Source organism: Polaromonas sp. P4_F6, from assembly GCF_056401275.1.
On the sequence record NZ_JBFUJQ010000003.1, the window covers coordinates 365956 to 379687 of the forward strand.

Here is a 13732-nt window from a genome sequence, read left to right on the forward strand (position 1 = left end):
CAAAGCCGGTTCCGCGGCCCCTGCTGGTTCTATCGGCGGGGCTCCAAATACCACGGATTTAGCAACCCGTGTTGGGCAAGCCAATCGAAACAGGGCCAAACTGGCCCTGTTTTCATTCAGCCCCTCAGGACCCAAGCCATGCCCACCTTATTCGACTCCAACAAAGCCGGTGACCTCGTCCTTGCCAACCGCATCGTCATGGCGCCGCTCACGCGCAACCGCTCGCCCAATGCCGTGCCGCCGGCCATCGCCCGGACCTATTACGCGCAGCGCGCCAGCGCCGGCCTGCTGATCACCGAAGCCACGGCCATCAGCCACCAGGGCCAGGGCTATGCCGACGTGCCGGGCCTCTACGGCAGCGAGCAGCTCGACAGCTGGAAAAAAGTCACCCACGCGGTGCATGAAAAAGGCGGCAAGATCGTCGTGCAGCTGTGGCACGTGGGCCGCGTCTCGCACAACAAGCTGCAACCCAATGGCGGCAAGCCGGTCGCGCCCTCGGCCATCACCGCCAAGACCAAGACCGTGCTGATCGAGGACGGCGTGCCGACTTTTGTCGAAACCTCGGAGCCGCGCGCGCTCGACCTCGGCGAAATCCCCGGCATCGTGCACACCTTCGCGGCGGCGGCGCGCAACGCGGTCGAGACCGCCGGCTTTGACGGCGTGGAAATCCACGGCGCCAACGGCTACCTGCTGGACCAGTTCCTCAAAGACGGCAGCAACCACCGCCGCGACGACTACGGCGGCAGCATCGAAAACCGCGCCCGCCTGCTGCTGGAAGTCACGCGCGCCGTGACCGACGCCGTCGGTGGCGGCCGCACCGGCATACGCCTGTCGCCCGTCACCCCCGCCAACGACGTGCACGACAGCAAGCCCCAGGCCTTGTTTGAATACGTGGTCAAGCAGCTCGCCAGCCTGAACCTGGCCTATGTCCATGTCATCGAAGGCGCCACCGGCGGGCCGCGTGAAATCGACGACCGGCCCTTTGACTACCCGGCGCTCAAGGCTGCCTACCGCAAGGCCGGCGGCAAGGGCGCCTGGATGGTCAACAACGGCTACGACCAGGACCTGGCTGAAAAAGCCGTGGCCGACGGCGCCGACCTGGTGGCTTTCGGCAAGCCCTATATCGCCAACCCCGACCTGGTGGAACGCCTGCGCGCCAGGGCGCCGCTCAACACGCCCGACAAAAACACCTTTTACGGCGGCGGCGAAAAAGGCTACACCGACTACCCGGCGCTGTCGGCTTAAGTGCCGCGGGCCTGCGCCGCCAGGGCCAGGCCCTGGCGCGCGGCCTCTTGCGGGTCGGCCGCCAGCGTCACCGCGCTGACCACCGCCACGCCGTCCACACCGCAGGCCAGCACGCCCGGCATCAGCGCCAGCGAAATGCCGCCTATGGCCACCACCGGATAAGGCGCGGCGTCCTGCGCCCATGACTTCAGGCGCTCCAGGCCCACGGGCTCATAAGGCATGACCTTGAGCGTGGTCGGGTAGATCGGGCCTATCGCAAGGTAAGAGGGTTGCACCGCCTTGGCCCGCGCAAGCTCAGCCGGCGTATGCGTGCTCAGGCCCAGGCGCACACCGGCTTTGCGCAGGGCCGCAATGTCGGCCGTGTCCAGGTCTTCCTGGCCCAGGTGCACGCCGTAAGCGCCGGCCTCCAACGCCAGCGCCCAGTGGTCGTTGATAAAGACCTGCGCGCCCGGTACCTCGCGCCCCGCCGCCACCGCTGTGCGCACTTCCCAGGCGATCTCGTCCGCGTCGTGGTCCGCCGCCTTGATGCGCAGCTGGACCGTGCGCACGCCCCAGCCCAGCAGGCGCCGCACCCAGGCGGCGTCGGGAACGACGGGGTAAAAACCAATGGGGCCGGTGAGGGGCTTAAAGGAATTCATGGGGGCCTCAAGGGGAATGCCAGAAGGGAACACCGACGGTGGGCGTCGAGGCCTGCGCCGCCGCGCGTTCGGGCATCGGTGTGGATTCATATGCGGCGCGGCCTGCCGCCACACCATCGGCAAAAGCGCGCGCCATGCGCACCGGGTCGCCGGCTTGCGCCACTGCGGTGTTCAGCAGCACGGCGTCAAAGCCCAGCTCCATCACCTGCGCGGCATGCGAGGGCCGGCCCAGGCCGGCATCGACCACCAGCACCGCATCGGGCAAACGCCGGCGCATGGTTTCCAATGAGTAGGGGTTGAGCGGCCCGCGGCCCGTGCCAATCGGCGCGGCCCAGGGCATCACCGCCGCGCAGCCGGCCGCATGCAGGCGCTGCGCCATCACCAGGTCGTCGGTGGTGTAGGCGAACACGGAAAAACCCTCTTTCACCAGCGTGGTCGCGGCTTCCAGCGTAGCCACTGTATCGGGCTGCAGCGTGTAGTCGTCGCCTATGACCTCCAGCTTGATCCAGGGTGTGCCGAAAATCTCGCGTGCCATCTGCGCCAGCGTGACGGCCTCTTCGGCGCTGTGGCAGCCCGCCGTGTTGGGCAGGATGCGGCAGCCCATGGCCTGCACGCGCTGCCAGAAGCTGTTGCCGCCGCCGCTCTCGGGCTGCAGCCGGCGCAGGCCCACCGTCAGCACCTCGGTGCCGCTGGCGCGCACCGCGTCGGCCAGCACCTGCGGAGAAGGGTAATGCGAGGTGCCCAGGAAAAAGCGGCTGGACAGCGTGACGCCGGCCACGGTCCAGGAGCTGCCGTGGGCGATAGGGGATGAAGAAGCGGTGGTGGTGTCCATTCAGCCTCCGGTTATTGGGGTGACGATGTCTATCCGGTCGCCGTTATTCAAGACGCGCTCAGGCCACTGAGGCCGTGGCACAAAGCTGTTGTTGATCGCGCAGGCAAACGCGCCTTGCAGCTGGTAGCCCCGCGCCAGCAGCAAGGCCTGCAAGGTAGGCGCATCGGTTTCAATGGCTTCGCCATTCAGCGAAATGTTGAGTCTTGTCATGCCATCCATTTTCACTGCCCCAACAGTTGATGAACCAGGTCTTCGACCAGCGCCGGCGCACACAGGTAGCCGTGGCGGTAAAGGCCGTTGATATGCCACACGCCCTCGCGTTGCTGCAGCGTGGGCCGGTGGTCGTCCAGCGCCGGGCGCAAGGCCGCTGCCAGGCGCAGCACCCGCGCCTCGCCAAAAGCCGGGTGCAGGCTGTGCAGCGCGCTGCCCAGCTCCAGCGTGGAGCGCAAAGTCACCGGCCCGGTGTCTTCCGACTCCAGCTCGGTCGCGCCGACCACAAACTGGTGGTTGGGGCGCGGCGCCACATACAGCTGGTAGCGCGGGTGCATCAGGCGCACCGGGCGCTGCAAAGTCACACCATCACATTCGACTGTCAGCACTTCGCCGCGCACGCCGCGCAGCTGCGGCCAGCTGCCCTTCGCGCCCACGCCGCGGGCATCGACCGCCACATCCACATCGTAGCTTTGCCCGCCGCATTCAATATGGCCGTCTTCCACCACATCGACCGCCCGGCCTTCAAGCCAGCTGCCGCCCAGCCGGTCTATCTCGGTCGCCAGCGCGGCCATCCACTGGTCGTTGGCCAGCTGGCCCTCGCCGTCCAGCATCAGCCCCTTGCCGAAGCGCCCGGCCAGCGCCGGCTCGGCCTGGGCCAGTGCGGCCGCGTCCAGCGTATGCACCTGGGCGCGCGCGGCTTCGGGCAGCTTGTGCAGCAGCAGGCCGGTGAAATGCGCCAGCGAACTCTGGTCGGGCGCATGCGCGACGACCAGCGTGCCCTCGCGCCGGAAATACACCGGCAGGCCCCGATCGGCCAGCTCGCTGATCCACTGCGGCCACAGCTGCATGGAGCGCTGGCCCAGCGCAAACACGGCCTCATCGGACACCGCAAGCTCGGCCAGCGGCGAGAGCATGGCCGCCGCCGTCATGGACGCCGTGGCCAGGTCGCCGCGCGCCCGCGCATCGAACAGGCTCACGCGGCAGCCGGCACGCAGCAGGCGCCAGGCCAGCGTGCGGCCCGCCAGGCCCGCGCCTGCAATGCCGATGTGCAAACTATTCATTTCAAGAATAAATCTCGCTGCCGCCTTCGCGGAACTCCTTGGCCTTTTCCTCAAAGCCCGTCGCGATCTGCTTGATGGGAATCGTACCGGCGGCCGGTGCCAGCGTCGTCGTGGCCGGATTCAGCCGCGCGAATTCACGCACTTCCTGCGAAATCTTCATCGAGCAGAACTTCGGCCCGCACATGGAGCAGAAATGCGCGACCTTGGCGTTCTCTTTCGGCAGGGTTTCATCGTGGTAGGCCATGGCCGTGTCGGGGTCGATGGCCAGGCGGAACTGGTCTTCCCAGCGGAACTCGAAGCGCGCTTTCGACACCGCGTTGTCCCACATCTGCGCGCCCGGGTAGCCCTTGGCCAGGTCGCCCGCATGCGCGGCGATCTTGTAGGCGATCAGGCCCTGCTTCACGTCGTCGCGGTTCGGCAGGCCCAGGTGCTCCTTGGGCGTCACGTAGCACAGCATGGCCGTGCCGTACCAGCCGATGTTGGCCGCGCCCATGGCCGAAGAGATATGGTCGTAACCGGGCGAGATGTCGGTGATCAGCGGGCCCAGCGTGTAGAACGGCGCCTCGAAGCAGGCTTCGAGCTGCTTGTCGACGTTTTCCTTCACGAGCTGCAGCGGCACGTGGCCGGGGCCTTCGATCATCACCTGCACGTCGTGCTTCCAGGCGATCTGCGTGAGCTCGCCCAGGGTGTGCAGCTCGGCAAACTGCGCTTCGTCGTTGGCGTCGGCAATCGAGCCGGGCCGCAGGCCATCGCCCAGCGAGAAGCACACGTCGTAGGCCTTCATGATCTCGCAGATCTCGTCAAAGCGCTCGTACAAAAAGCTTTCCTTGTGGTGCGACAGGCACCACTTGGCCATGATGGAGCCGCCGCGCGAGACGATGCCCGTCAGGCGGTTGGCCGTGAGCGGCACATAGGCCAGGCGCACGCCGGCATGGATGGTGAAGTAGTCCACGCCCTGCTCGGCCTGCTCGATCAGCGTGTCGCGGAAGATTTCCCAGGTCAGGTCCTCGGCCTTGCCGTTGACTTTTTCGAGCGCCTGGTAAATCGGCACCGTGCCGATGGGCACCGGCGAGTTGCGCAAAATCCATTCGCGGGTTTCATGGATGTTCTCGCCGGTCGAGAGGTCCATCACCGTGTCGGCGCCCCAGCGGATCGACCAGACCAGCTTGTCGACTTCTTCCTCGATGCTCGAGGTGACCGCCGAGTTGCCGATGTTGGCGTTGACCTTGATCAGGAAGTTGCGGCCGATGATCATCGGCTCGCTCTCGGGGTGGTTGATGTTGTTGGGGATGACGGCGCGGCCGCGCGCCACTTCATCGCGCACAAATTCGGCGGTGATTTCTTTGGGTATCGAGGCGTTGAAGGAATGGCCGGCCTTGGGCAGGCGCTCGGTCTTCAGGCGCTCGGCCAGCTGCGCGCGCACCAGGTTCTCGCGCACCGCGATGTATTCCATCTCCGGCGTGATGATGCCTTTGCGCGCGTAATGCATTTGCGACACATTGGCGCCCGCCTTGGCGCGCCGCGGCACGGGCGCATGCGCCATGCGCAGCGCGGCCAGGGCCGGGTCGTTCAGGCGCTGGCGGCCGTAGGCGCTGCTGATGCCGGCCAGGGCCTCGGTGTCCTGGCGCTCGTTGATCCAGGCGCCGCGCAGCGGCGGCAGGCCGCGCGTGATGTCGATGGGCGCAGCCGGGTCGGTGTAAATGCCCGAGGCGTCGTACAGGCGCAGGGGCGGGTTGGCTTCGCGGCGCGGCTCGCCGGCGCCCTCGTGCACCAGGGTGTCGGTCAGCGTGACCTCGCGAAACGGCACGCGGATGTCGGGGCGCGAGCCCTCGATATAAATCTTCGCCGAGCCGGGAAAGGGCGCGCGCGTGATGCGCCCCGTGAGGTCTTGGGTGTCAACGGTGAGTCGGGTTTTGGCCATGTGGTTCTCCAGGAGGTGGGGTGCCTGCTGGGGAGCCGGAGGGTCCTTGCGCGGCCTCTGGGGGTGCCGCTACGGAATACCGGAGCCAATTGCGTTGTTCCCTACGCGGGGATGACCCCGATCAGGTTCAGCGGGTCTCGCATACTGCGATCTCAGCCTCGACACTCCTTACGGAAAATCTTTGGCACCCCGACAAGCTGCATGCATTGTATGCACGCCCGCCCATCCTGGCAACGACGGTGCTTACGGCAGGTTTTCGCGGAAGATGACCTGGCTGCGTACGGCATCCACCCCGCTCATCACATCCCGCCCATCGCGCAAATTGGTGAACATGCGCACGCAGCTCATCATGGCCGACTGCGGGCTTTGCGTGATCACCGCGTCCATGCTGCCGTCTATCAGCATCGCGCGCGTGTCCGGCGTGAGGCCGTGGCCTATGAAGACCACCTTGTGCTCACGCCCCATTTCTTTCAACGCCCGCGCCACGCCGTCGGAGGCGCCGCCTATGTTGTAGATGCCGGCCAGGTCCGGGTATTGCTCCAGCAGCGTGCGCGTCTGCTCGTAATTTTTCTGCGCATCGTCGTGCCCCTCGCGCAGGCCCACCACCTGCAGTGTCGGAAACATCTCCTCGATCACATGCAGGAAGCCGGCTTCGCGCTCCTCATGCGCGCGGTAGCTCAGCGACCCAGCGATCAGCGCCACCTTGCCGCCGCGCGCGCCGGGCGCGATAAAGCGGCCCAGCAGGTAGCCCGCCGTACGCCCGGCCGCGCGGTTGTCCAGGCCTACATAACCGGCGCGCTGCGAGCCCGAGAGGTCCGAGATCAGCGTGATCGTGGGCACGCCTTTTTCGGCCAGTTCACTGACGGCCTCGCGCACCGCCGGGTGTTCCAGCGCCATAAAGGCAATGCCCTCGCTGCGCTTGCCCTGCTGCAAGAGGCTGGCGGCCAGCTGCTGCGGGTTAAAGCTTTCAAACAGCTCGGTGCGGCACTTCACGTTGAACGGCGTCAGGTGTTCCTGCGAATAACCCACCGTGTCGCCCAGCATGCGGATAAAGCGGTTGCTGCCGTCGGGCAGCAAAAAGGTCAGGCGCATGGGCGGCGCCGCCAGCGCGGCATACAGCCCCGTCTCCGGCAGGTAGTCCATCTCGGCCGCGGCCTTGAGCACTTTTTGCGCAGTGGCCCCGCGCACGCCGGGGCGCTGGTTCAGCACCCGGTCTACAGTGGCGGTGGAAACGCCGGCGGCCCGCGCAATGTCCACCACGCGTGCCCGCTGCTGCGGTACCTGCAACCCATCAGGGATAACCCTCATACATCAAATTCCATCATTTTTCTCGTTTGACGCTTCAACACCATGAACCTATCGTTGCGCTGCTTTCGCCCGATGATGCATCAAAACGCATCAAAACAAAACTGGAGACAAACCATGACCGAAGTCACCCGCCGCAGCGTGCTGCGTACCCTGTCCGCCGTTCCCGCCGCCGGCATCGCCGCCGCCCTGCCCTCCATGGCACGCGCCGCCGAGTTCTCCTACAAGTACGGCAACAACCTGCCCGTCACCCACCCGCTCAACATACGCGCCCAGCAGGCCGCCGACCGCATCCTGAAAGAAACCAACGGCCGCGTCGAGATCAAGATCTTCCCGAACAACCAGCTGGGCGGCGACACCGACATGCTGGCCCAGGTGCGCTCGGGCGGCATCGAGTTCTTCACGCCCTCGGCGCTGGTCATCGCCACGCTGGTCCCGGTGGCCGCCATCAATGCCGTGGGTTTTGCCTTCAGCGATTACAACCAGGTCTGGGGCGCCATGGACGGCAAGCTGGGCGCCCACGTGCGCGAAGCCATCAGCAAATCGCGCCTCTATGCCTTTGAAAAGATGTGGGACAACGGTTTCCGCCAGACCACCAGCAGCAAGGCGCCGGTCAACACGGCCAAAGACATGGACGGCCTGAAGATTCGCGTGCCGGTCAGCCCGCTGTCCATCTCCATGTTCAAAGGCCTGGGCGCCGCGCCCGCCAGCCTGCAGTTCAGCGAGGTGTATTCCTCGCTGCAGACCAAAATCGTCGACGCGCAGGAAAACCCGCTGCCCATCATCCAGGTTGCCAAGCTGTACGAAGTGCAGAAGTTCTGCTCGCTGACCAACCACATCTGGGACGGCTACTGGTTCATCGCCAACGGCCGCGCCTGGGAAAAACTGCCCGCAGACCTCAAGACCATCGTGGCGCGCGCCATCAACGAGGCCGGCCTGCAGCAGCGCGAGGACATCAAGAAGCTCAACGAAACCGTGGTGACCGATTTGCAGTCCAAGGGCCTGAGCATCAACCGCCCCACCTCGGACAGCTTCCGCGCCAAGCTGCGCGAGGCCGGTTTTTATGGTGAGTGGAAAGAGCGTTTTGGGGCCGAGGCCTGGGGTCTTTTGGAACAGTCAGTCGGCAAACTCGCCTGAAGGCGGAAATAAACCTACTGCGCAGACCGATCCCGGCACTCCGGTCCTCACCGTACTGGAGTACGGCTCCGGTCCTCCTGCCGGGCTAGGCCTGCTCGCTACGGTTTCTTCCGCGCCTTCACCGCGTCCCTCCTCAGGGTTTTCCATCTCTCACAGATTCCAGAACCACCATGTCCCACGCCTCTCCCCAAGCGCCAGCCGACGCCCCACCCGCCAATCCGCTGAGCCGCCTTGCGCACACGGCGGACCGCGGCCTGGGCGCCGTGGTGGAAGCCATCGCCGCCGCGCTGGTGCTGGCCGAGATCTTCGTGCTGTTTGCCGGCGTGGTCTCGCGCTACGTCTTCCATGCGCCGCTGGTCTGGTCGGACGAGCTCGCCTCCATCATGTTCCTTTGGCTGTCCATGCTGGGCGCGGTCGTCGCGCTGCGCCGCGGCGAGCACATGCGCATGACGGCACTCGTCAACAACGTCAGCCCGCACACCCGCGCGCTGCTCGACACGATTGCCATCACCGCCTCCATCGCCTTCCTGGTGCTGGTGATCTACCCGGCCGGTGAATACGCCTATGAAGAAAGCTTCATCGTCACCGCGGCGATGGAAGTCAACAACGCCTGGCGCGCCTCGGCCATTCCCGTGGGCATGGGGCTGATGGTCATCGTCGCCGTGCTGCGGCTGCTGCGCATCAGCACCTTCAAACAAACCGGCATCGCGCTGGCCGGCACGGCTGCCGTTGTTTTGCTCTTCTGGTTCGCGCAACCGCTGCTGCAGCCGCTGGGCAAGCTCAACCTGATCATCTTTTTTGTCGTCATCGTCGCCAGCACCGTGCTGTCGGGTGTGCCCATCGCGTTCTCGTTTGCGCTCGCCACCTTCGGCTACCTGGCACTCACCACGTCAACGCCGCTGCTCGTTATGGTCGGCCGCATGGACGAAGGCATGTCACACATGATCTTGCTGGCGGTGCCGCTCTTCATCTTCCTGGGCGCGCTGATCGAGATGACCGGCATGGCCAAGGCCATGATCCAGTTCCTGGCCAGCCTGCTGGGCCACGTGCGCGGCGGCCTCAGTTATGTGCTGATAGGCGCGATGTACCTGGTCTCGGGCATCTCGGGCTCCAAGATCGCCGACATGGCGGCGATTGCGCCCGTGCTGTTTCCCGAAATGAAAAAGCGCGGCGCCAAGCCCGGCGACCTGGTGGCCCTGCTGTCGGCCACCGGCGCGCAGACCGAAACCATTCCGCCCTCCATCGTGCTCATCACCATAGGCTCGGTCACCGGTGTGTCGATTGCCGCGCTGTTCACCGGCGGCCTGCTGCCGGCCGTGGTGCTGGGCGCGGCCCTGTGCGCCGTCGTGTGGTGGCGCTACCGCCATGAAGACCTGAGCGGCGTCGCGCGCCACAGCAAGCGTGAAATCGGCAAGCTGCTGCTGGTCGCCCTGCCCGCCATCATCCTGCCCTTCGTGATTCGCGCCGCGGTGGTCGAGGGCGTGGCCACGGCCACCGAGGTGTCGACCATAGGCATCGTCTACTCGGTGCTGGCCGGGCTCTTCCTGTACCGCCAGTTCCCGTGGCGGCGCCTCATGCCCATGCTGATCGAGACCGCCTCGCTGACCGGCGCCATCATGTTCATCATCGGCTGCGCCACCGCCATGGCCTGGGGCCTCACGCAGTCGGGCTTCTCGCAGGACCTGGCGCGCGTCATGGGCAGCCTGCCCGGCGGCGCCTACGGTTTCCTCGCGGTGTCCATCGTCGCCTTCGTCATCCTGGGCAGCGTGCTCGAGGGCATTCCCGCCATCGTGCTGTTCGGCCCCCTGCTGTTTCCCATCGCCCGCATGGTCGGCGTGCACGACGTGCACTACGCCATGGTCGTGATCTTCGCCATGGGCATAGGCCTGTTCGCGCCGCCCTTCGGCGTCGGCTACTACGGCGCCTGCGCGGTCAGCAAAGTCGACCCCGACGAAGGCATTCCCTACATCTGGGCTTACATGGGCGCGCTGCTCACAGGCCTGGCCCTGGTGGCGGCCGTGCCCTGGTTCTCCACCGGCTTCCTCAAAACCTGAACCCCACTTCCTCCCCTTTCACTGGAGCAAAACAACATGAGCAAGTTTTTTGGCGAGATCCGCCAGCTGGGCTACGTCGTGCCCGACATCGAGGCGGCGATGGACTACTGGAGCAAAACCCTGGGCGTGGGCCCCTGGTTTTACAACCCCAAGGTGCCCATCAAGAACTACCGCTACAACGGTGAATCGCATGAGCCGCACAACTCGGTGGCGCTGGCCAACTCGGGCTTTGTGCAGGTCGAGCTGATCCAGACGCGCAACGACGTGCCTTCCATGTACCGCGACTTCCTGCGCGCCGGCCGCACCGGCCTGCAGCACGTCGCCTACTGGACCAGCGACTACGACGCCGACCTGGCGCGCCTGCTCAGGCAAGGCTTCAAACCCGTCATGAGCGGCGAGGTCGGCGAAAAAGGCCGCTTCATCTACTTCGACACCGAATACCACCCCGGCACCGTGATCGAGCTGTCCGAAGTCGCCGGCCCCAAGGGCAAGATGTTCGACCTGATACGCGCCTCGAGCGAAGGCTGGGACGGCAGCGAGCCGGTGCGGCCCTTTCCTGACCTGAGCAAACTCTGAGCCCCGCGATGCAAGCCGACCGCTTCGAGGCCACCTACCTGATCGAAACCCCGCTGGCGCCCGCGCAGGTCGCCGAAGTCATGGCGGGCGAACAGTCCTGCGGCACCTTCACGCGCGTCGAAGGCGAGACCGACGAGCTGCGCCGGCGCGCGCGCGCCACGGTCGAACAGATCGACGAGCTCGAATCCGTGAACGCGCCCAGCCTGCCCAATGCCTTGCTGGAACGAAAAGGCCACACGGGCCCCTGGCGGCGCGCGCGCGTGCGCATCTCCTTCCCGGTCGCCAATGTGGGCACCAACCTGCCTACGCTGGCCGCCACCGTGTCGGGCAACCTTTATGACCTCGGCGAGGCCAGCGGCTTGCGCCTGGAAAGCCTCAAGCTGCCCGCCGGCTACCGCGCGCTTTTCGACATGCCGCGTGTCGGCATCGCCGGCACACGCAAGGCTACCGGCGTTGCCGGCGGCGCGCTGGTCGGCACCATCATCAAACCCAATGTCGGCTTCAGCGCGGCGCAGACCGCCGAGCTGGTGGCGCGCCTGTGCGCGGCCGGCGTGGACTTCATCAAGGACGACGAGGTCTGCGCCAACCCGTTCCATGCGCCGCTGGGCGAACGCGTGCCGGCCGTGATGGCCGTGGTGCGCGAACACCAGCAGCGCAGCGGCAAACACGTCATGGTGGCCTTCAACATCACCGACGAAACCGACGCGATGAAACGCCACGCCGACCTGGTAGCGCGCGAAGGCGGCTCCTGCGTGATGGCCAGCCTCAACTGGTGCGGCCATTCGGGCATGCAGACCTTGCGCCGCCACACCGGCCTGGCGATCCACGGCCACCGCAACGGCTACGGCGCGCTGTCGCGGCACCCGCTGCTGGGCATGTCCTTCCAGGCCTACCAGACCCTGTGGCGCCTGGCCGGCGTGGACCACATGCATGTGCACGGCCTGCAAGGCAAGTTCTCGCAGGCCGACGAAGAGGTGATCGAATCCGCGCAGGACTGCTACACGCCGCTGACCGAAGCCTTCGACGACCGCGTCATGCCGGCCTTCTCGTCGGGCCAATGGGCCGGCACCGTTCCCGCCACCTGGGCCGCCGTCAAAAGCGACGACCTGCTCTTCATGTCCGGCGGCGGCATACTCGCGCACCCGGGCGGCCCCGCGGCCGGCGTGGCCAGCATTCGCCAGGCCTGGGACGCCGCGCGCGCCGGTGTGGCGCTGGCCGACCACGCGCGCGGCGCGCCGGAACTCGCGGCGGCGCTGGCTTTCTTCGGCAAATAAACGATGGCCGCTGACGAGGGCTCATTGAAGATCGCCTACTACGGCGACGACTTTACGGGCGCCACCGACACCCTGGCCACGGCCGCGCGCGCCGGCCTGCGCAGCCTGCTGTTCCTGGGCCTGCCCACGGACGCGCAACTCAAACGCGCCGGCCCGCTGGACTGCCTGGGCATTGCCGGCGCTGCACGCGCCATGAGCCCCGATGAAATGCGCGCCGAACTCGAACCCGTGGGCCGCCTGTTCGCGCGCCTGGGCGCGCCCGTCATGCACTACAAGACCTGTTCGACCTTTGACAGCGCCCCCGAAGTCGGCAGCATAGGCGCTGCCATCCGCATACTGCGGCCGCACGCCGGCAATCCCTTTGTACCCATCGTCGGCGGCCAGCCCAACCTCAGGCGCTACTGCGTGTTCGGCAACCTGTTCGCCGGCGCCGGCGCGTCCATGCACCGGCTCGATCGCCACCCGACCATGAGCCGGCATCCCATCACGCCCATGCATGAGGCTGACCTGCGGCGCCACCTGGCCGCGCAGGGCCTGGCGCAGGTCGCCGGCATGGACTACCCCGACTACGCGCAGGACGCCCAGGCGCTGGACCGCCAGCTGGCTGGCCTGCTGGCCCGCAAGCCCGACGCGGTGCTGCTGGACGTCGCCCATGAAGGCCACCTGGCGAGCGTAGGCCGGCTGATCTGGCAACAGGCGCAACAGCAGCGCCTGCTCGCCGCGGGGCCCAGCAGCGTGGTGCAGGCCCTGGCAGCGCACTGGCGGCAGGCAGGCACCGAAGCGGCGCCGCCCCACATCGCCGCGGCGGCAGGCCCGGTGCTGGTGCTGGCCGGCAGCCTGTCGCCCGTGACGGCGCGCCAGGTCCAGGGCGCAAGCTCCTACCAGCAGGTCGCGCTTGACGCCGCCCGCCTCAGCAGCGACACGGCCTACGCACAGCAGATGTCCGGGCAGGTCACGGCGCTGCTGGCCCAGGGCCGCCATGTGCTGGCCTGCACCTCGGCGCCGGGGCTTGCGCCCGCCGGCGCCGTAGACGGCCGCGCGCTGGCCCAGGCCAGCGGCGCCCTGCTCGCGCGCGTGCTGCAGTCCATGCCCCTGCACCGCCTGGGCATTGCCGGCGGCGACACCTCCAGCCTGGCGGTGCAGGCGCTCAAGGCCTGGGGCCTGTCCTATGCCGCCCAGCTCGCGCCCGGCGTGGCCCTGTGCCGCCTGCACAGCGACGAGGCCGCGCTTGACGGCCTGGAGATCATGCTCAAAGGCGGGCAAATGGGCGGCGACGATCTGTTTGAAACCCTGCTGCACGGCACCGCCTGACGGCAACAGCGAGCTGTCCCAGCTTCAGGGGGCCGCGGTCCGGCTTTGCCGGCCGCAAGGCGCCCGTCCCCTGCAAGGGGAAAAGGCACTACACGAAGTGAATGCCGATAGGGGTGAGCTTTTTTCCAGAAACTTTACAAACCCTCATCGCTCCGGCAACGGCGG

At 66.8% G+C, this 13732-nt stretch carries 12 protein-coding genes and 1 riboswitch; of the genes, 6 read left to right on the forward strand and 6 right to left on the reverse strand.

Annotated elements, in window-relative coordinates; all coding sequences use genetic code 11:
* Positions 1 to 138: 138 nt before the first annotated feature.
* Positions 139 to 1245 (forward strand): alkene reductase, encoded by a 1107-nt coding sequence (locus AC1DUN_RS11175; protein ID WP_477662662.1) that lies wholly within the window; start codon positions 139 to 141, stop codon positions 1243 to 1245.
* Here AC1DUN_RS11175 and thiE read toward each other — a convergent pair.
* From thiE to AC1DUN_RS11205, 6 genes are all read right to left on the reverse strand, one after another.
* A complete protein-coding gene (thiE, locus tag AC1DUN_RS11180; RefSeq protein ID WP_477714001.1) occupies positions 1242 to 1883 on the reverse strand; it encodes a thiamine phosphate synthase in 642 nt (213 codons plus the stop codon). The two genes, AC1DUN_RS11175 and thiE, sit on opposite strands and share 4 nt — an antisense overlap.
* 7 nt (positions 1884 to 1890) lie before the next feature.
* Positions 1891 to 2715 carry a thiazole synthase gene (locus tag AC1DUN_RS11185; RefSeq protein ID WP_477714002.1) on the reverse strand — a complete coding sequence of 275 codons (825 nt, stop codon included), beginning with the start codon at positions 2713 to 2715 and terminating at the stop codon, positions 1891 to 1893.
* Positions 2716 to 2925: a sulfur carrier protein ThiS gene (thiS, locus tag AC1DUN_RS11190; RefSeq protein ID WP_477714003.1), complete on the reverse strand. Its 210-nt coding sequence runs from the start codon at positions 2923 to 2925 to the stop codon at positions 2716 to 2718.
* Positions 2926 to 2936: 11 nt separating this feature from the next.
* Positions 2937 to 3989 carry a glycine oxidase ThiO gene (gene thiO / locus AC1DUN_RS11195; protein WP_477714004.1) on the reverse strand — a complete coding sequence of 351 codons (1053 nt, stop codon included), beginning with the start codon at positions 3987 to 3989 and terminating at the stop codon, positions 2937 to 2939.
* A gap of 1 nt (position 3990) precedes the next feature.
* Entirely contained in the window at positions 3991 to 5910 is a 1920-nt protein-coding gene (thiC, locus tag AC1DUN_RS11200; RefSeq protein WP_477714005.1) for a phosphomethylpyrimidine synthase ThiC, read from the reverse strand.
* A gap of 81 nt (positions 5911 to 5991) precedes the next feature.
* Positions 5992 to 6112: riboswitch (TPP riboswitch) on the reverse strand.
* A 41-nt stretch (positions 6113 to 6153) separates the two neighbouring features.
* Entirely contained in the window at positions 6154 to 7218 is a 1065-nt protein-coding gene (locus AC1DUN_RS11205; RefSeq protein WP_477714006.1) for a LacI family DNA-binding transcriptional regulator, read from the reverse strand.
* Between the two features lie 114 nt (positions 7219 to 7332).
* On the opposite strand from AC1DUN_RS11205, the gene AC1DUN_RS11210 reads away from it, so the two are divergent.
* The 5 genes from AC1DUN_RS11210 (at position 7333) to AC1DUN_RS11230 (ending at position 13567) form a co-directional block, all read left to right on the forward strand.
* Entirely contained in the window at positions 7333 to 8352 is a 1020-nt protein-coding gene (locus AC1DUN_RS11210; RefSeq protein WP_477714007.1) for a TRAP transporter substrate-binding protein, read from the forward strand.
* Positions 8353 to 8522: 170 nt separating this feature from the next.
* Positions 8523 to 10406 (forward strand): TRAP transporter large permease, encoded by a 1884-nt coding sequence (locus tag AC1DUN_RS11215; protein ID WP_477714008.1) that lies wholly within the window; start codon positions 8523 to 8525, stop codon positions 10404 to 10406.
* A gap of 36 nt (positions 10407 to 10442) precedes the next feature.
* Positions 10443 to 10982: a VOC family protein gene (locus tag AC1DUN_RS11220; RefSeq protein ID WP_477662671.1), complete on the forward strand. Its 540-nt coding sequence runs from the start codon at positions 10443 to 10445 to the stop codon at positions 10980 to 10982.
* A gap of 8 nt (positions 10983 to 10990) precedes the next feature.
* Complete coding sequence (locus AC1DUN_RS11225) at positions 10991 to 12256, forward strand: ribulose-bisphosphate carboxylase large subunit family protein (protein ID WP_477714009.1); 1266 nt, start codon at positions 10991 to 10993, stop codon at positions 12254 to 12256.
* Between the two features lie 3 nt (positions 12257 to 12259).
* Complete coding sequence (locus AC1DUN_RS11230) at positions 12260 to 13567, forward strand: four-carbon acid sugar kinase family protein (protein WP_477714010.1); 1308 nt, start codon at positions 12260 to 12262, stop codon at positions 13565 to 13567.
* Positions 13568 to 13732: the final 165 nt, after the last annotated feature.